Raw genomic sequence first — 18478 nt, forward strand, 5'->3', positions numbered from 1 at the left:
CGTCCCCGTCCTCCGGGCCGGGAAAGTGTCAGAGGTGCCGCCTACGCTGGACACCATGCGTCCCACGACCGACATCCAGCGCCGCGTGGCACCGTTCGAGGTGCACGCTGACTTCTCCCCGGCTGGCGACCAGCCGGCCGCGATCGACGAGCTCGAGCGCCGTATTCGCGCGGGCGAGAACGACGTCGTGCTGCTGGGTGCCACCGGTACCGGCAAGACCGCGACGGTGGCGTGGCTGGCCGAGCGGCTGCAGCGTCCGATGCTGGTCATGCAGCCGAACAAGACGCTCGCCGCGCAGTTCGCGAACGAGCTGCGGCAGTTCTTCCCCGACAACGCGGTCGAGTACTTCGTCAGCTACTACGACTACTACCAGCCCGAGGCGTACGTCCCGCAGACGGACACCTACATCGAGAAGGACTCCTCGCTCAACGAGGAGGTCGAGCGTCTGCGCCACTCGGCGACCAACTCGCTGCTGACTCGCCGTGACGTCATCGTGGTGGCGACGGTCTCGGCGATCTACGGTCTGGGGACGCCGCAGGAGTACGTCGACCGCATGATCCGGCTGCGGGTGGGGGAGAGCCATGACATGGAGTCGCTGGCCCGCCGTCTGGTCACGAACCAGTACGTGCGCAACGACCTGGCTGCGACGCGCGGCACGTTCCGGGTGCGGGGCGACACGATGGAGATCTTCCCGATGTATGAGGAGAACGCCGTCCGCGTGGAGTTCTTCGGCGACGAGATCGAGGCGCTGTCCACCCTGCACCCCCTCACCGGCGAGGTGCTGAGCGAGGACGCCGAGGTCTACGTCTTCCCGGCGTCCCACTACGTCGCCGGCCCCGAACGCATGGAGCGGGCGCTGTCCGGCATCGAGGCCGAGCTGGGGGAGCGCCTGGCCGACCTCGAGGCGTCCAACAAGCTGCTGGAGGCGCAGCGACTGCGCATGCGTACCGGCTACGACATCGAGATGATGCGCCAGATCGGCACCTGCTCGGGCATCGAGAACTACAGCCGCCACATCGATGGGCGGGGGCCGGGCACGCCGCCGAACTGCCTGCTGGACTACTTCCCCGAGGACTTCGTGCTCGTGATCGACGAGTCGCACGTGTCGGTACCGCAGATCGGCGGCATGTACGAGGGCGACATGTCACGCAAGCGCACGCTGGTCGATTTCGGGTTCCGGCTGCCGTCGGCGATGGACAACCGGCCGCTGCGGTTCGAGGAGTTCACCGAGCGCATCGGGCAGACCGTGTATCTCTCGGCGACGCCGGGGCCCTACGAGATGGCGCGGGCCGACGGCGTGGTCGAGCAGGTCATCCGCCCGACCGGCCTGGTCGACCCCGAGGTGATCGTGAAGCCCACCAAGGGGCAGATCGACGACCTCATGGGCGAGATCAAGCTGCGCGTCGAGAAGAACGAGCGCGTGCTGGTCACCACCCTCACCAAAAAGATGGCCGAGGACCTGACCGACTACCTCATGGAGAACGGGATCCGGACGCGGTACCTGCACTCCGAGGTCGACACCCTGCGCCGCATCGAGTTGCTGCGCGAGCTGCGCATGGGCGAGTACGACGTGCTGGTCGGCATCAACCTGCTGCGCGAGGGCCTCGACCTGCCCGAGGTGTCGCTCGTTGCGATCCTGGACGCCGACAAGGAAGGCTTCCTGCGTTCGGAGCGCTCGCTCATCCAGACGATCGGACGCGCTGCGCGCAACGTGGGCGGTCAGGTGCACATGTACGCCGACAAGATGACCCCGTCGATGGAGGCCGCCATCGACGAGACCAACCGCCGCCGCGAGAAGCAGGTCGCCTACAACACCGAGCACGGCATCGACCCGCAGCCGCTGCGCAAGAAGATCGCCGACATCACCGACATGCTCGCCCGCGAGGACGCCGACACCTGGGACGTCGTCGGCAAATTCGGCGACAAGGGCGCCCCGGTGCCCGCGTTGAAGAAGGGCGACCGTGACCTGGGCTCGCTGCCCACCTCGGAGCTGGCCAAGCTGGTGCACGAGCTGAGCGACCAGATGCACGAGGCCGCGCGCGAACTGCAGTTCGAGACCGCGGCGCGGTTGCGCGACGAGATCCACGACCTGAAGAAGATGATCCGGCAGGTGGTCGAAGCGACGAAGTAGCGGGGCGGCGCGCCGGCGTCCGGGGGTGTGTGCCCTAGTGTGCTGCCACCCGAACCGAACGGAGAGAACGCATGGACGCCGTCATCGCCTTCCTCAACGACAACCTCACGTGGGTGTTGATCTTCTTCCTGATCGCCGCCGGTATCGCCTTCACCGTGATGACGAGGGGCGTCCAGTTCCGTCTGTTCGGCACGATGTGGAAGGTCATCTTCAACTCCCGCGCCCACGTGAGCGGGGGGATCTCGTCGTTCCAGGCGTTCGCGATCTCGCTGGCCTCGCGGGTGGGCGTCGGCAACATCGTCGGTGTCGCGGTCGCGTTGACCCTGGGCGGACCGGGCGCCATCTTCTGGATGTGGCTGATGGCCCTGCTGGGCATGGCGACCGCGTTCGTCGAGGCGACGCTGGCGCAGCTGTACAAGATCCCGCACGAGGACGGCACCTTCCGCGGCGGCCCGGCGTACTACATCCAACGCGGGCTCGGCTCGCGGGCCTTCGGCATCGTGTTCGCCTGCGCGCTGATCTTCACCTTCGGCTTCGCGTTCGAGATGATCCAGGCCGGCACCATCGCCAGTGTGTTCCAGTCCACGTGGGGCATCGACCCGATCTGGACGGCCATCGGCCTGGGTGTGCTGACCGCGCTCATCGTCTTCGGCGGAATCAAGTCGGTGGCCCGGGTGTCGGAGATCCTCGCGCCCGGCATGGCTCTGGTCTACGTGCTGCTCGCCCTGGTCGTGATCGTGACGAACCTGCCCGCGGTGCCCGGCATCATCGGGTCCATCTTCGCGGGCGCGTTCGGGTTGAACCCGGCGCTGTCCGGGACAGCGGGTGGCATCCTGGCGTCGATGCTGAACGGCGTGAAGCGCGGCATGTACTCCAACGAGGCGGGCATGGGCTCGGCGCCCAACGCGGCCGCGACCGCGACGACCTCGCACCCGGTGCACCAGGGGCTCATCCAGTCGGCGGGCGTGTTCGTCGACACCATGATCGTCTGCACGGCGACCGCGATCGTGATCCTGCTGTCCTCGCCCGAGGTCTACACCCCCGGCGTGACCAGCGCGGACGCCGCGGCCACCATCACCCAGCAGTCGCTGGCCGGTGAGTTGGGCGCGTGGACGGCCCCCGTCATGGCGATCCTAATCTTCGTGTTCGCCTACTCCACGATCCTGGGCAACTACTCCTACGCCGAGGTGAACCAGGACTTCCTGGGCGGCGGCCGTATCGGCAACCTGCTGGTCCGGCTGCTGGTCGTGGGCTCCACCGCGTGGGGCGCGCTCCAGGGCCTCGACCTGCTGTTCGCGATCGCCGACGTGTTCATGTCGGTCATGGCCGTGATCAACCTGATCGCGCTGTTCCTGCTGGGCAAGAAGGCGGTCGGCGCGCTGCGCGACTTCCAGGCCCAGAAGGACACCCCGGTCATGGAGCGTGTGTTCGACTTGAACGAGAACCCCCACGTGTCCGGGATCCCGGGCGAGGTGTGGACGTCCGACGCCGGGCGCCGCAACGTCGGGGTCAGCGTCCAGCCGTAGCTGCCTGCAGGAGGGAGCTGAGTGGGTCCGCGAGGTGCGGGTCCATCCAGCGCCCTTCGGCGCGTGCGAGCAGGGCCTCGCTGACGGCGTCCGCGAACTCGGGGTGGCGGGCGATGAGGGCCGCGGCCCCGGCCTGCTTGCTGAGCCACGTGCCGTCCTCGACGAGGACGAGCAACCGGGCCAGGTTGAGCACCCGGTTGGGGGAGCCCGCGTCGGGGCCGTCGTGCCAGGCGAGCGACTCCCGGATCGCCTGGGCGACCCGGTGGTCGGGGAGTGCTGGGAGGGCGTCCTCGGGTGGTGGGGAGTCGCCGAGCGGGACGCCGACCCGCAGCGCCGCTGCGAGGTCGAGGACGGCCCAGTAGTTCGGGCCCTCGGGGGCGAGCTGGATGACCGACGGGCGGGCGAGGCCGCCGTTGACGTTGAGCTGGAACTGGACGGGGTCGCCGAGGGGATCGAGGTCGGGGAGGGCGTACCAGACGAACTCCAGCCCCACCGTCGGGCAGGGGAGTGCGGGGTGGACGATGCGCTCGCCGAGGGTGACCCGGTCGTGCTCGGGGTGTCGGGAGCGCGTGACGGCGAACACGTCGACGTCGCTGACCCCGTGCTCGTACGCCTCCTGTGCGGCGCTGCCGATGAGCCAGATGCCGACGAGGTCGGGGCCGACGGCGTCCCGGACCATCGCGGTGAGGTCGGCGAGGTAGGGCGCGAGCTGGTGGGGGATGGGTGTCACCAGCCACGCTCCCGCCACGCGTCCAGCTGCGGGCGCTCGTGGCCGAGCGTCGTCGGGTCGCCGTGGCCGGGGTGGATGACCGTGTCGTCGGGGAGTTGGTCGAAGAGTTTGGTGGTGACGCCCTCGTACAGGGAGGTGAATTCATCGGGGGTGTGCGTCTTCCCGACCCCGCCGGGGAAGAGCGAATCGCCGCTGAAGACGTGGGCGGGGCCTTCATCGGGGGTGTGGATGAGGCCAATCGAGCCGGGGGTGTGGCCGACGAGGCCGACGACGGCCAGCTCGGTGTTGCCCACGCGGAGAGTGTCGCCGTCCCACACGCGCTGGCCGAGGGTGACCCCGGTGGCGGACTCGATGGCGTCGGCGTCCGGTTCACCGGCGATGAGGCGGGCACCGGTGTGGGCGGCGACGGCGGCCAGGGCGCGGAGGTGGTCCTGGTGGCGGTGGGTCGTGACGATCGCGGTGAGCGGGGTGTCGCCGATCAGGGCCAGCAGCGCGACAGGGTCGTCGGCTGCATCGATCAGCAGTCCCTCGCCCGCATCGGTGAGCAGGTAGGCGTTGTTCCCCATGGTTCCGACGACGGCGCTGGCGATGTCCATGGGTTGTTCCTACGCGAGGAGTGGCACGGTGGCAAGGGTTGTCGGGCTCTCGGCGCTGGGAACACGGGCTCTCGGCGCTGGGAACACGGGCTCTCGGCGATCAGCCGGCGAGGGGGAAGGTGATGCCCTCGGCGTCGGTGACGCCCTCGCCCGCGGTGCGGCCGGTCAGCCAGGCCCAGAGGGCGGCGTCGGGGCCGGTGACCGTGCGGCGCTCACCCACGGTGCCCAACGACGCCGTGACCCCCGCGTCGGACACGATGTCGATCGCGGGCAGGGACGCGTCGTCACGCAGGAGCAGGAGCATCCACTCCAGCATCCAGCGGGCGGGGACGAGGTCGACCTCCTCCCACGTGTAGCCGGTGTCGAGGTCGAGGTGGTGCAGCGTCAGCTCGTGGAGGCGGATCAGGGCGACGACCGACAGCGGGAACTCCCCGCCGAGCAGGCGTACCGGCACCATCCAGTCCTCGACGCGCTCGCACAGGTTGGCGAGCTCGCCCGCCGAGGTGTCGAGGTCGACGTGGAGCTCCAGGCCGCTGCGTTCCGAGCCGCGCTCGATGTCGTTGAACTTCGCCGCCGACGAGGGGTAGAGAGGCGCCGGTTCGCCGTCGCGGGCGGCCGCGATGACGCGACGTAGGGCGTCCGCGTTGCGGCTGATGTGCGACGCGACGTGGGCGCGCGACCAGCCCGGGAGGAGGGACGGGGCGCGCCAGTCGTCCTCCTCGAGGTCGAGGGTGTGGCGCAGCAGCGCCTGGGTCGCGGTCGCGATGCGACGGAGGGCAGGCTCCACCTGCCCCTGGTTCAGGATCGCGAGCATGAACGTCACCCTAGCCTTATCTGGCTCACCGCCGTGGAGGGCGGTACGGAAACTGTCAGGGGCCGCGCCTAACATGGTGCGGGTGACTGAACGCCTGATCGTCGCTGGTGCGCGCGAGCACAACCTGCGGAACGTGAGCCTCGAGCTTCCGCGCGATTCCCTCATCGTCTTCACCGGGCTGTCCGGCTCGGGCAAGTCGTCGCTGGCGTTCGACACGATCTTCGCCGAGGGCCAGCGCCGCTACGTCGAGTCGCTGTCCGCGTACGCCCGCCAGTTCCTGGGGCAGATGGACAAGCCCGACGTCGACTTCATCGAGGGCCTCAGCCCCGCCGTGTCGATCGACCAGAAGTCGACCAGCCGCAACCCGCGCTCGACGGTGGGCACGATCACCGAGGTCTACGACTACCTGCGCCTGCTGTACGCGCGCATCGGCCACCCGCACTGCCCCGAGTGCGGCGAGCCCATCACCCGGCAGACGCCGCAGCAGATCGTCGATCGGCTGCTCGAGCTGCCCGAGGGCACCCGGTTCATGGTGCTCGCCCCGGTCGTGCGCGGCCGCAAGGGTGAGCACATCGAGCTGATGCGCTCCTACATCACGCAGGGCTTCACCCGCGTGCGCGTCAACGGTGAGGTCCACCAGCTCACCAACCCGCCCACGCTCGACAAGCAGATCCGCCACAACATCGAGGTGGTGGTCGACCGGCTGGCGGCCAAGGCGTCCATCAAGCAGCGCCTGACCGACTCGGTCGAGACCGCGCTCAACCTCGCCCAGGGCGTCGTCGAGATCGAGTTCGTCGACGTGCCCGATGGCGACCCCAAGCGGCACCGCCGGTACTCCGAGAAGCTGGCCTGCCCGAACAACCACGACATCTCGCTGGAGGAGCTGGAGCCCCGCCAGTTCTCGTTCAACGCGCCGTGGGGTGCCTGCCCGACGTGCTCGGGCCTCGGCACGCGCATGGAGGTCGACCCCGACCTGGTCGTGCCCGACCGCAGCAAGAGCCTGTCCGACAACGCGGTCGTGGCGTGGAACTCGGTGTACGTCTCGGGCTACTTCCAGACGATCTTCCGCACGCTCGCAGAGATGCACAACTTCTCGGTCGACACCCCGTTCGAGGACCTGCCGGCCAAGGTCCAGAACATGATCTTCAACGGCGTCAAGGGCACGCTGCGGGTCACCAACGTCAACCGCCACGGGCGGCGCACGAGCTACAACGCGAGCTTCGAGGGCGCGCTGCCGTACGTGCGGCGCCGGTTCACCGAGGCCGAGAGCGACAACGCGCGCGACCGGTTCGCCGGCTTCATGCGCGAGCGCCCCTGCGACGCGTGCCAGGGGGCGCGGCTGAAGCCGACCTCGCTGGCCGTCACGATCGGCGGGCTCAACATCGCGCAGGTCGCCAACCTGTCGATCGCCGACTGCCTCACCTTCATGCGCGGGCTGACCCTCACCGAGCGCGAGGCGGCGATCGCCGAGCGCGTGGTCAAGGAGGTCAACGAGCGCCTGCGGTTCCTGCTCGACGTCGGCCTCGAGTACCTCACGCTGTCCCGGTCGGCCGGCAGCCTGTCCGGTGGCGAGGCGCAGCGCATCCGGCTGGCCACGCAGATCGGCTCGGGCCTGGTCGGCGTCCTGTACGTGCTCGACGAGCCGAGCATCGGCCTGCACCAGCGCGACAACCGGCGGCTGATCGACACGCTCATCCGGCTGCGCAACCTGGGCAACACCCTGATCGTCGTCGAGCACGACGAAGACACGATCCGCACCGCCGACCACGTCGTCGACATCGGCCCCGGCGCGGGTGAGCACGGCGGCAACATCATCGTGTCGGGCTCGGTGAAGGAGCTGCTGGCCAACAAGCAGTCGTTGACCGGTGCGTACCTGTCCGGACGCCGCAGCATCCCGGTGCCCGCCATCCGGCGCACGGGCAACGGCAAGGCGCTCGGCGTGGAGGGCGCGGCCGAGAACAACCTGCGCGACGTGTCGGTGGAGTTCCCCCTCGGCTGCATGGTGGCCGTCACCGGGGTGTCCGGGTCGGGCAAGAGCTCGCTGGTCAACCACATCCTGTCCAAGGCGCTGGCCCGGCACCTGTACTCGGCCAAGGACGTGCCCGGTCGGCACCGCAAGATCACCGGGCTCGAGAACATCGACAAGGCCATCCACGTCGACCAGAGCCCGATCGGGCGGACGCCGCGGTCCAACCCCGCGACCTACACCGGGGTGTTCGACCGCATCCGCAAGCTGTTCGCCGAGACCCCCGAGGCCAAGGCCCGCGGTTACCAGCCGGGCCGGTTCTCGTTCAACGTCAAGGGCGGCCGCTGCGAGAACTGCGCCGGCGACGGCACGATCAAGATCGAGATGAACTTCCTGCCCGACGTCTACGTGCCCTGCGAGGTGTGCCACGGGGCCCGCTACAACCGCGAGACGCTCGAGGTGCACTACAAGGGCAAGTCGATCGCCGAGGTGCTCAACATGCCGATCGAGGAGGCCGCGGTCTTCTTCGAGCCGATCAACGCGATCCGGCGGTACATGGACACGCTGGTCGACGTCGGGCTCGGCTACGTGCGCCTGGGCCAGCCGGCCACGACGCTGTCCGGCGGCGAGGCCCAGCGCGTGAAGCTCGCGACCGAGCTGCAGCGGCGCTCGACGGGGCGGACGGTCTACATCCTCGACGAGCCGACCACCGGCCTGCACTTCGAGGACATCGCCAAGCTGCTCGGCGTGCTGAACCGCCTGGTCGACCAGGGCAACTCGGTGATCGTGATCGAGCACAACCTCGACGTCATCAAGACGGCCGACTGGGTCATCGACATGGGTCCCGAGGGCGGCGCGGGCGGCGGCCTCGTCGTGGGGGTCGGCACGCCCGAGGACATCGCGGCCAACCCCGACAGCCACACCGGCGAGTTCCTCAAGCCGCTGCTGGGCTAGGGCGTGTCGCGTAACTGGTCTCGTAGGCAGATGATGGTGCTGGCCAGGACGAGGCCGGCGCGGTAGTTGCGAGCGAGTTTGTCGTAGCGGGTGGCGATGGCGCGGAACTCCTTGATCCGGTTGAAGAAGCGTTCCACCACGTTCCTGCCCTTGTAGATGGTGGGATCGAAGGCAGGTGGGCGACCGCCGCGGCTGCCCTTGGCCTTGCGACGGGCGATCTGGTCGGAGCGTTCGGGGATGGTCACCTTGATCCTTCGCCGCCGGAGCTCGGTTCGGGTCGAGGGATGGGAGTAGGCCTTGTCCGCGACCACCCGGACAACCCGGTGAGGGGCAAGATCGATCACATCCAACAGGCGGGGGTTCTCACCGGCCTGACCCGGGGTGACCACCAGCGAGCACAGGTGACCGGAGGCGTCGACCAGGGCGTGGGACTTCGTCGTCCACCCGCCACGGAGTGCCCCAAGGCGTGATCAGCTGGTTCGGCCCGAGGATTCTTGTAGTTCGGTGGATCCCCCTTTTCGGGCGCCGGCAGCGTGCTTGTGGGCCCGCACGATCGTGCCGTCCACCACCGCGACCAGACCTTCTGCCTCCGGTGAACCGGCGATGGCGGTGAGGATCTTGTCCCAGGTACCGTCCTGGGCCCACGCGTTGAAGCGGCGCCACAAGCTCGACCACGATCCGAACTCGGCCGGCACGTCCCGCCACGGCGACCCCGTCCGCAACCGCCAACAGATGCCCTCCACCGTCCGCCGGTGGTCATTCCACGGACGGCCGCCCTTCGCGCCCCCACGCGGCATCAACGGCTCAATCCGCGCCCACATCTCGTCACTGAACTGAGGACTCCTGGTCACAAAGACAACCCTGACCCCCACCACCCAAATCAGTTACGCGACACGCCCTAGGCGGAGACCTTCACCTGGTCGCCGTCGAGCTCGGCCTTGGCGGCCTTCAGCGGCTTGGTGGCCGGGCCGTTGGTGACCGAGCCGTCGGCGATCGAGAACTTCGCACCGTGGCACTTGCAGTGGATGTCGGTGCCCTGGATGTCGCTGACGGGGCAGCCCTGGTGGGTGCACATCTTGTTGAAGGCCTTGAACTCGCCCTCGGTCGGCTGGGTCACGACGAAGTTGGCCTCGTCGAGGATCACGCCGCCCCCGACGGGGATGCGGCTGGCCGGGATCGAGAGGGTGTTGCCGGCCGGCGGGGCGCCGGGGGAGGTGCGCGTGGGGGCGGAGCAGCCGGCGAGGGCGCCGGTGCCCACCGCGAGCGCAGCCAGACCGGCCTGGGACAGCAACGTACGACGGTCGGGTGTCATGCCCGAACCCTACCGAGCCTGTGTCGGCGCCGCCGCCTAAGCTGACCGCCATGGCTGACCCGGCGTCCTACCGCCCGGCGCCGGGCACGATCCCCACCCAGCCCGGCGTCTACCGGTTCAGCGACCCCGCGGGCACGGTCATCTACGTCGGCAAGGCCAAGAACCTGCGCCAGCGGCTGAACTCGTACTTCGCCGACCCGCACTCGCTGCACTTCCGCACCCAGACGATGGTGCGCACCGCCGCCAAGGTGGAGTGGACCGTGGTGCAGAACGAGCTGGAGTCCCTGCAACTCGAGTACACGTGGATCAAGCAGTTCGACCCGCGGTTCAACATCAAGTACCGCGACGACAAGTCCTACCCGTGGGTGTGCGTGACGTGGGGCGACGAGTTCCCGCGCGTGTTCGTGGGCCGCGGCGCCAAGCGCAAGGGCAACCGCTACTACGGGCCCTACGCGCAGGCGTGGGCGATCCGCGAGACGATCGACTCCCTGCTGCGCGTCTTCCCGATGCGTTCGTGCACCAACGGCGTGTTCCGCAACGCGAAGGCGTCCGGGCGCCCCTGCCTGCTCGCCCACATCGGCAAGTGCTCCGCCCCGTGCGTCGACTGGATCGACGCCGACGCCCACCGCGAGCTCGTCAGCGACGTCAGCGACTTCCTGGCCGGCAACACCAACCACCTGACCCGCCGCATCCGGCAGGCCATGCAGCAGGCCTCCGACGAGCTCGAGTTCGAGCGCGCCGCGGTGCTGCGCGACCAGCTCGCCGCCCTCACCTCCGCCACCGAGCGCAACGCCATCGTGCTCGGGGATGCGACCGACGCCGACGTCATCGCCCTGGCCGCCGACGAGCTCGAGGTCGCGATCCAGGTCTTCCACGTCCGCCACGGGCGCGTGCGCGGCGAGCGGGGCTGGGTGGCCGACCGCGCCGACGACTCCACGCTGGAGGAGCTGGTCGAGAACTTCTGCCTCCAGCTGTACGCCGACCCCGACCTGGCCGGCATCTCGGGCGGCATCCCCCGCGAGGTGCTGGTGCCGGTGAAGCCTGCCTCCGGCAAGGCCCTCGCCGACCTGCTCAGCGACGTCCGGGGCAGCCGCGTCACGGTGAACGTGCCCCAGCGCGGCGACAAGCGCGTCCTCATGGACACCGTCGCCCGCAACGCCGGCGAGGCGCTCGCCCTGCACAAGACCAAGCGGGCCTCCGACATCTCCACCCGCAACCGCGCTCTGGAGGAGCTGCAGGACGCCCTCGGCCTCGATGCCCCGCCCCTGCGCATCGAGTGCTACGACATCTCCCACCTGCAGGGCACCGAGGTCGTCGGGTCGATGGTCGTGTTCGAGGACGGGCTGGCCCGCAAGTCGGAGTACCGCCGGTTCATCATCCGCACGGTCGAGGGCTCCGACGACGTCGGCAGCATCCACGAGGTCATCACCCGCCGCTTCCGCCGCTACCTGGAGGACCAGGAGTCGCTGACGGGGGAGGACGCCGTCCTCGTCGACGCCACCACCGGCGTCGCCCGCCGCTTCGCCTACAAGCCGAGCCTCGTGGTCGTCGACGGCGGTGCGCCTCAGGTCGCCGCCGCCAAGGCGGCCATGGACGCCCTCGGCATCACCGACGTGCCCCTCATCGGCCTGGCCAAGCGCCTGGAGGAGGTGTGGCTGCCCGGCGAGGAGTTCCCGCTGATCCTGCCGCGGGCGTCCGAGGGCCTGTACCTGCTGCAGCGCGCCCGCGACGAGGCGCACCGCTTCGCCATCGCGCACCACCGCGGCCGGCGCAGCAAGTCGATGGTCGACTCGCTGCTCGACGGGGTCCCCGGGCTGGGGGAGCTGCGCCGCAAGGCGCTCGTGAAGCACTTCGGCAGCCTCAAGAAGCTTCGGGAGGCCGAGGTGGGCGACATCGCGCTCGTGCCGGGCATCGGCGCCAAGACCGCGGCCGCGGTCAAGGCGGCACTGGCCGCCCAGGAGCCGGGTGAGGCCATCAACACCGCCACGGGCGAGGTCCACCCGACATAATGGCCCCATGAGCGCTCGTTCGACCCGGTTCGTCGCCGTCACCGGCCTGTCGGGGGCGGGTCGCCGCACCGCGGCCCACGTCCTGGAGGACCTGGGCTGGTACGTCGTCGACAACCTGCCGCCCACGCTGCTGCCCGACCTGCTGCAGACCGTGCGCGAGGCCGGCTTCGACAAGCTGGCCGTCGTCCTCGACGTCCGCACCCGCTCGGAGTTCGACGAGATCCCGCGCGCCTTCGAGCAGCTCAACACCATGGGCATCTGGCCGCAGATCCTGTTCCTTGAGGCGTCCGACCAGGTGATCGTGCGCCGCCAGGAGCACGTGCGCCGGCCGCACCCGCTGCAGGGCGATGGCCCGCTGCTTGACGGCGTGGCCCGCGAGCGCGAGATGCTGGCGGCCCTGCGCGCGGCCGCCGACATGGTGATCGACACCTCCAACCTCAACGTGCACCAGCTCTCCAGCCGGGTGGCGCACGCCTTCAACACCTCCGACGACCGCGAGCTGCGGCTGACCCTGATGTCGTTCGGGTTCAAGAACGGCGTGCCCATCGACGCCGACTACGTGCTCGACGTCCGCTTCCTGCCCAACCCGCACTGGGTGCCCGAGCTGCGCCCGCAGACCGGCCTGTCGAAGCCGGTGTCGGGCTACGTCCTCGGCCACGACGCCGCGCAGGAGTGGCTCGGCCACGTGCAGGCCATGCTGACGACGGTGATGCCCGGCTACGAGCGCGAGGGCAAGCGCCTGGCGACCGTCGCGATCGGGTGCACGGGCGGCAAGCACCGCTCCACGTCCATGGCCGAGGAGCTGGCAGAGCGCCTGCGCCTGACCGGCCTCGGCGTCCACGTCGTGCACCGCGACCTGGGCCTGGAATGACCCCCACGCTCGACCGGGGGCCCGCCGTCGTCGCGCTCGGCGGCGGCCATGGCCTCGCCGCCTCGCTGCGCGCGCTGCGCCGTGTCACCAGCGACCTCACCGCCGTGGTGACGGTCGCCGACGACGGCGGCTCGTCCGGACGCCTCCGGGCCCAGTTCGACATCCTCCCGCCCGGCGACCTGCGGATGGCGTTGGCCGCCCTGTGCGGCGACGACCGGGAGGGCCGGCAGTGGGCCGACGTGCTGCAGTCCCGCTTCGGCGGCGACGGGCCGCTCGCCGGGCACGCCATCGGCAACCTGCTCATCGCCGGCATCTGGGAGCGCCTGGGCGACCCCGTCTCGGGCCTCGACATGGTCGGCAAGCTGCTCGGCGTGCAGGGGCGGGTGCTCCCCATGGCCGCGGTGCCCCTGGACATCGAGGCCGACGTCATCGGCGTCGACCCGCTCCACCCCGACGAGGTGACCCGCGTGCGCGGCCAGGCCCGCGTCGCCAAGTGCCCCGGCGTGGTGCGGCAGGTGCGCCTGCTCCCCGACGCGCCCCCCGCCTGCACCGAGACGGTCGAGGCGATCCGGGCCGCCGACCACATCGTCCTCGGGCCCGGGTCGTGGTTCACCTCGGTGCTGGTGCACCTGCTCGTGCCCGAGGTGGCCGACGCGATCCTGACGACGGACGCCAAGCGCATCCTGACCATGAACCTCGTCCCCGCCGACGAGACGGCCGGGTTCTCGGCGTCCGCGCACCTGGAGGTGCTCGCGGAGCACGCCCCGACCCTGCGCCTGGACACGATCGTGTGCGACCCGACCTACGCCGAGGGTGACCCGCACCTCGCGAACTACGCCGCCTCGCTGGGCGCCGAGCTCATCGTCACGCCCGTGCGGGCGTCCGACGGCAGCCCGCGCCACGACGTGAACCGCCTGGCCTCGGTGTATGCCGACTTGATGGCCCATTAGGCTGGCCCGCATGGCATTGACGGCTGAGGTGAAGGCAGAACTTGCGAACGTCCCGGTGACCAAGCCGGCCGTCCGCAAGGCGGAGGTCGCGGCGTTGCTGCGCTTCGCCGGCAGCCTGCACCTGGCCGGCGGCAAGATCATGGTCGAGGTCGACCTCGACACCGGCGCCGCCGCCCGCCGCCTGCGCACCGCGATCGCCGACTTGTTCGGCTTCACCTGCGAGTTCGTGGTTGTCACGCCCAGCGGCCTGCGCCGCGGCACCCGATACGTCGTGCGCCTGTTGCGCAACGGCGACTCGCTGGCCCGGCAGACCGGCCTCATCGACTCCCGTGGACGCCCCGTGCGCGGCCTGCCCGCCGCCGTGGTCTCCGGCGGTCTGGACGTCGCGACCGCCGTCTGGCGCGGTGCGTTCCTGGCCCATGGCTCGCTCACCGAGCCCGGCCGCTCGATGTCGATGGAGGTCACCTGCCCCGGCTCCGAGGCCGCGCTGGCCCTCGTCGGGGCGGCCCGCCGCCTCGGCATCCAGGCCAAGGCACGCGAGGTGCGCGGCGTCGACCGCGTCGTCATCCGCGACGGGGACGCCATCTCGGCCATGCTCACCCGCCTGGGCGCCCACGAGACCCTCCTGAAGTGGGAGGACCGCCGGATGCGCCGCGAGATCAAGGCCTCGGCGAACCGCCTGGCGAACTTCGACGACGCGAACCTGCGCCGCTCCGCGCAGGCGGCCGTGGCCGCTGGGGCACGGGTCGAGCGAGCGCTGGAGATCCTGGGCGACGAGGTGCCTGACCACCTCAAGGACGCCGGCATGCTGCGCCTGGCGCACAAGCAGGCCAGCCTCGAGGAGCTCGGCCAGCTGCACCAGCCCCCGCTGACCAAGGACGCGATCGCCGGCCGGATCCGCCGCTTGCTCTCGACCGCCGACAAGCGTGCGGCCGAGCTGGGCATCCCCGGCACCGAGGCGTCCCTCACGCCCGAGATGCTCGACCGCGACTGATCACTACCACAGGTAGTTCAAGCGCGCACGCGAGGGTTGCCAACGGTCCGCTCAGGTCGGCCCGGCGCGGGATTTTTGGGTAAGATGGACTCGTCCAGTTCTCGTCCCCACGAGCGGCGAGATTCCTTTCGAAGGAGACCCAGTACATGACTGTCAAGGTTGGCATCAACGGCTTCGGCCGGATTGGTCGCAACTACTACCGCGCGCTGGTCGAGTCCGGCGCCGACGTCGAGGTTGTGGCCATCAACGACCTCACCGACAACAAGACCCTCGCCCACCTGCTGAAGTACGACTCGATCCTGGGCCGCTTCGAGGGTGAGGTCACCTACGACGACGACTCCATCACCGCCAACGGCAAGGACATCAAGGCCTTCGCCGAGAAGGACCCGGCCAACCTCCCCTGGGGCGAGCTCGGCGTCGACATCGTCATCGAGTCCACCGGCTTCTTCACCGACGCCACCAAGGCCAAGGCGCACATCGACGCCGGCGCCAAGAAGGTCCTGATCTCCGCCCCGGCGAAGAACGAGGACATCACCATCGTCATGGGCGTCAACGACGGCCTGTACGACGGCTCGCAGACGATCATCTCCAACGCGTCCTGCACCACGAACTGCCTCGCCCCGATGGCCAAGGCGCTCAACGACGGCCTCGGCATCGTCAAGGGCCTCATGACCACGATCCACGCCTACACGCAGGACCAGAACCTGCAGGACGGCCCCCACAAGGACCTGCGTCGCGCCCGCGCCGCGGCCCTGAACATGGTCCCGACCACGACCGGCGCCGCCAAGGCCGTCGCGCTCGTGCTGCCCGAGCTCAAGGGCAAGCTGGACGGCTACGCCATGCGCGTGCCGACCCCGACCGGTTCCGCCACCGACCTCACCTTCGAGGCCGCCCGCGAGACCACCGTCGAGGAGGTCAACGAGATCATCAAGAAGGCTGCCGCCGAGGGCCCGCTCAAGGGCGTTCTGGTCTACACCGAGGACCCGATCGTGTCCAAGGACATCGAGACCGACCCGGCCGCCTCGATCTTCGACGCCGGCCTCACCAAGGTCATCGGCAACCAGGTCAAGGTCGTCTCCTGGTACGACAACGAGTGGGGCTACTCCAACCAGCTGGTCAAGCTGACCGAGCTCGTCGCGTCCAAGCTCTGATCGTCCGCAACCCAACCGCATCCTGAAAGGCGAACCCAGGTGAAGTCCATCAACGATCTCGGGGATCTCAAGGGCAAGCGCGTCCTGATCCGCTGCGATTTCAATGTCCCGCTGGACGGCGAGACCATCACCGACGACGGCCGTATCAAGGCGGCCCTCCCGACGCTGAAGCAGCTGACGGAGGCCGGTGCCAAGGTCGTGATCATGGCCCACCTGGGTCGCCCGAAGGGTGAGGTGAACCCGAAGTACTCGCTCGCCCCGGCCGCCAAGCGGCTGGGTGAGCTGATCGACGCCGAGGTCACCCTGGCCGGCGACGTGGTGGGCGACTCCGCCAAGTCCGCCGTCGCCGGGATGGCCGAGGGCTCGATCGTCATGCTCGAGAACGTCCGCTACGAGCCGGCCGAGGAGTCGAAGGTGGACGCCGAGCGCGAGGCACTCGCCGCCAAGTACGCCGAGTTCGGTGACGTCTTCGTCTCCGACGGCTTCGGCGTCGTGCACCGCAAGCAGGCCTCGGTCTACGACGTGGCCAAGATGCTGCCGAACGCGGCCGGCCACCTCGTCGCAAAGGAGGTCGAGGTCCTCAAGAAGCTGACCGAGACCCCCGAGCGCCCCTACGTCGTCGTCCTCGGCGGCGCCAAGGTCGCCGACAAGCTCTCGGTCATCGACAACCTGCTCAAGGTCGCCGACACCCTGATCATCGGTGGCGGCATGGGCTACACCTTCCTCAAGGCCAAGGGCTACGAGGTCGGCACGTCCCTGCTGGACGCCGAGAAGGTCGAGACCGTCGACGGCTACATGAAGGACGCCGAGGCCGCCGGCAAGCAGCTGCTCGTGCCGACCGACGCCGTCGTGTCCCCGAGCTTCCCCTCCGGTGACGGGCCGTTCGAGAAGTCGGTCGTCGCGGCCGACGGCATCCCGGCCGACCAGATGGGCCTCGACATCGGCCCCGAGACCGCCAAGGCGTACGCCGACGCGATCAAGGGCGCGAAGACCGTGTTCTGGAACGGCCCGATGGGCGTGTTCGAGGTCGAGGACTTCTCCGCCGGCACCAAGGCCGTCGCCCAGGCGCTGGCCGACACCGACGCCTTCACGGTCGTCGGTGGTGGCGACTCCGCCGCGGCCGTCCGCGTCCTCGGGTTCCCCGACGACGCCTTCGGCCACATCTCCACCGGTGGCGGCGCCTCGCTGGAGTACCTGGAGGGCAAGACGCTCCCGGGCCTCGACGTCCTCGAAGGGAACTGATCACCCGTGACGAACCGTGTCCCGCTCATGGCGGGCAACTGGAAGATGAACCTCAACCACGTCGAGGCGGCTGGCGTCGTCCAGAAGCTGGCGTGGTCGCTCAAGGATGCCAAGTACGAGGCCGAGCAGGCCGAGGCGGCGGTGATCGTCCCGTTCACCGACATCCGCACGGTCCAGACGCTGGTGGAGGGCGACAAGCTGCCCCTCGCCTACGGCGCGCAGGACGTCTCGGTGCACGCTTCCGGTGCCTACACCGGTGAGATCTCGGCCGACATGCTGGCCAAGCTCAAGTGCGCCTACGTGGTCGTCGGGCACTCCGAGCGCCGCGACTACCACGCCGAGAGCGACGAGCTCATCAATGAGAAGGCCAAGGTCGTCCTCGCGGCCGGCATGACCCCGATCATCTGCGTGGGGGAGAAGCTCGACGTCCGCAAGGCCGGCGAGCAGGTCCCCTTCGTCCTGGCCCAGGTCGACAAGGTCCTCGCGGACCTGACGGCCGAGCAGGTCGGCTCCCTCGTCATCGCCTACGAGCCCGTGTGGGCCATCGGCACCGGCGAGGTCGCCACCCCCGAGGACGCGCAGGAGGTCTGCGGCGCGATCCGCGGCCGCGTGGCCGAGCTCGTCGGTCAGGAGGCGGCCGACAAGGTCCGCATCCAGTACGGCGGTTCGGTCAAGTCGGGCAACATCGTCGACATCATGGCCCAGGCCGACGTCGACGGTGCCCTCGTCGGGGGCGCCTCGCTCGACCCGGAGGAGTTCGCCAAGATCGTGCTGTTCTACCAGCGCTGATCCCGCTTTTCCAGGAGCGCGCGTCGGGTCCGTCCCGGCGCGCGTTCCGCGTTCTCGGGGGCCGGGGGCGCCACGGGGCAGGCCGGGTCAGAGCCACGGCAAAGGTGGGTTAGAATCGTCCGGTGACTGTTTTGCCCCTGATGACCTGGCCCATCCTGACCGTGTCGATCCTGCTGGTCATCACGAGCCTGGCCCTGTCGATGTTCGTGCTGCTGCACAAGAACCGCGGTGGCGGCATGTCCGACCTGTTCGGCGGCGGCATGTCGTCGACGATGGGGGGCAGCTCGGTCGCCGAGCGGAACCTCGACCGGCTGACGATCATCGTGGGCCTGGTGTGGCTGGCCTGCATCCTGCTGCTGCTGGCGCTGTACCGCTGGTTCCGCGACGTCGGCACGATCTGAGCGCCGCCCGGCATCCCAACACCTTCTGAGTCCTGAGGAGAA

15 protein-coding genes and 1 pseudogene are annotated in these 18478 nt (G+C 69.6%); 11 read left to right on the forward strand and 5 right to left on the reverse strand.

Features of this window, described 5'->3' with window-relative positions:
* The first annotated feature begins 55 nt into the window (after nt 1-55).
* The gene (gene uvrB, locus J4N02_RS05765; RefSeq protein ID WP_188334609.1) at nt 56-2131 is read left to right on the forward strand and encodes an excinuclease ABC subunit UvrB; all 2076 of its coding nucleotides are present in this window, start codon (nt 56-58) and stop codon (nt 2129-2131) included.
* Between the two features lie 71 nt (nt 2132-2202).
* Complete coding sequence (locus J4N02_RS05770; protein ID WP_188334610.1) at nt 2203-3657, forward strand: sodium:alanine symporter family protein; 1455 nt, start codon at nt 2203-2205, stop codon at nt 3655-3657.
* Here the strand turns inward: J4N02_RS05770 and J4N02_RS05775 are convergent.
* From J4N02_RS05775 to J4N02_RS05785, 3 genes are all read right to left on the reverse strand, one after another.
* On the reverse strand, nt 3641-4387 hold the full coding sequence (locus J4N02_RS05775; protein ID WP_182818344.1) for an aminoglycoside adenylyltransferase domain-containing protein: 747 nt from the start codon (nt 4385-4387) through the stop codon (nt 3641-3643). The two genes, J4N02_RS05770 and J4N02_RS05775, sit on opposite strands and share 17 nt — an antisense overlap.
* Nucleotides 4384-4983, reverse strand: a complete 600-nt coding sequence (locus J4N02_RS05780) for an MBL fold metallo-hydrolase (RefSeq protein WP_188334611.1) — start codon at nt 4981-4983, stop codon at nt 4384-4386. Before J4N02_RS05780 ends, J4N02_RS05775 begins: the two co-directional genes overlap by 4 nt.
* 100 nt (nt 4984-5083) lie before the next feature.
* Complete coding sequence (locus J4N02_RS05785; RefSeq protein ID WP_188334612.1) at nt 5084-5797, reverse strand: maleylpyruvate isomerase family mycothiol-dependent enzyme; 714 nt, start codon at nt 5795-5797, stop codon at nt 5084-5086.
* Nucleotides 5798-5870: 73 nt separating this feature from the next.
* On the opposite strand from J4N02_RS05785, the gene uvrA reads away from it, so the two are divergent.
* Nucleotides 5871-8717, forward strand: coding sequence for an excinuclease ABC subunit UvrA (uvrA, locus tag J4N02_RS05790; protein WP_188334613.1), 2847 nt, complete (start codon nt 5871-5873; stop codon nt 8715-8717).
* On the opposite strand, the pseudogene J4N02_RS05795 reads toward uvrA, so the two are convergent.
* Both J4N02_RS05795 and J4N02_RS05800 read right to left on the reverse strand, forming a co-directional pair.
* A pseudogene (locus J4N02_RS05795) lies at nt 8714-9592 on the reverse strand (IS5 family transposase). The gene uvrA and the pseudogene J4N02_RS05795 overlap by 4 nt on opposite strands.
* Nucleotides 9593-9615: 23 nt before the next feature.
* On the reverse strand, nt 9616-10029 hold the full coding sequence (locus tag J4N02_RS05800; protein WP_188333291.1) for a Rieske (2Fe-2S) protein: 414 nt from the start codon (nt 10027-10029) through the stop codon (nt 9616-9618).
* A gap of 50 nt (nt 10030-10079) precedes the next feature.
* On the opposite strand from J4N02_RS05800, the gene uvrC reads away from it, so the two are divergent.
* The 8 genes from uvrC (at nt 10080) to secG (ending at nt 18436) form a co-directional block, all read left to right on the forward strand.
* Nucleotides 10080-12038, forward strand: a complete 1959-nt coding sequence (gene uvrC, locus J4N02_RS05805) for an excinuclease ABC subunit UvrC (protein ID WP_188333290.1) — start codon at nt 10080-10082, stop codon at nt 12036-12038.
* A gap of 7 nt (nt 12039-12045) precedes the next feature.
* The gene (gene rapZ, locus J4N02_RS05810; protein WP_188333289.1) at nt 12046-12909 is read left to right on the forward strand and encodes an RNase adapter RapZ; all 864 of its coding nucleotides are present in this window, start codon (nt 12046-12048) and stop codon (nt 12907-12909) included.
* Nucleotides 12906-13859 (forward strand): uridine diphosphate-N-acetylglucosamine-binding protein YvcK, encoded by a 954-nt coding sequence (gene yvcK / locus J4N02_RS05815; protein WP_188333288.1) that lies wholly within the window; start codon nt 12906-12908, stop codon nt 13857-13859. Before rapZ ends, yvcK begins: the two co-directional genes overlap by 4 nt.
* A 10-nt stretch (nt 13860-13869) precedes the next feature.
* On the forward strand, nt 13870-14853 hold the full coding sequence (gene whiA / locus J4N02_RS05820; RefSeq protein ID WP_188333287.1) for a DNA-binding protein WhiA: 984 nt from the start codon (nt 13870-13872) through the stop codon (nt 14851-14853).
* A gap of 146 nt (nt 14854-14999) precedes the next feature.
* The gene (gene gap, locus J4N02_RS05825; RefSeq protein WP_182817568.1) at nt 15000-16004 is read left to right on the forward strand and encodes a type I glyceraldehyde-3-phosphate dehydrogenase; all 1005 of its coding nucleotides are present in this window, start codon (nt 15000-15002) and stop codon (nt 16002-16004) included.
* Nucleotides 16005-16043: 39 nt separating this feature from the next.
* A complete protein-coding gene (locus tag J4N02_RS05830; RefSeq protein ID WP_182817566.1) occupies nt 16044-17246 on the forward strand; it encodes a phosphoglycerate kinase in 1203 nt (400 codons plus the stop codon).
* Nucleotides 17247-17273: 27 nt separating this feature from the next.
* On the forward strand, nt 17274-18035 hold the full coding sequence (gene tpiA, locus J4N02_RS05835; protein WP_220492217.1) for a triose-phosphate isomerase: 762 nt from the start codon (nt 17274-17276) through the stop codon (nt 18033-18035).
* Nucleotides 18036-18175: 140 nt separating this feature from the next.
* A complete protein-coding gene (gene secG / locus J4N02_RS05840) occupies nt 18176-18436 on the forward strand; it encodes a preprotein translocase subunit SecG (protein WP_188333306.1) in 261 nt (86 codons plus the stop codon).
* Nucleotides 18437-18478: the final 42 nt, after the last annotated feature.

The sequence above is a fragment of the Propioniciclava sp. MC1595 genome (assembly GCF_017569205.1).
Lineage (GTDB): Bacteria > Actinomycetota > Actinomycetes > Propionibacteriales > Propionibacteriaceae > Propioniciclava.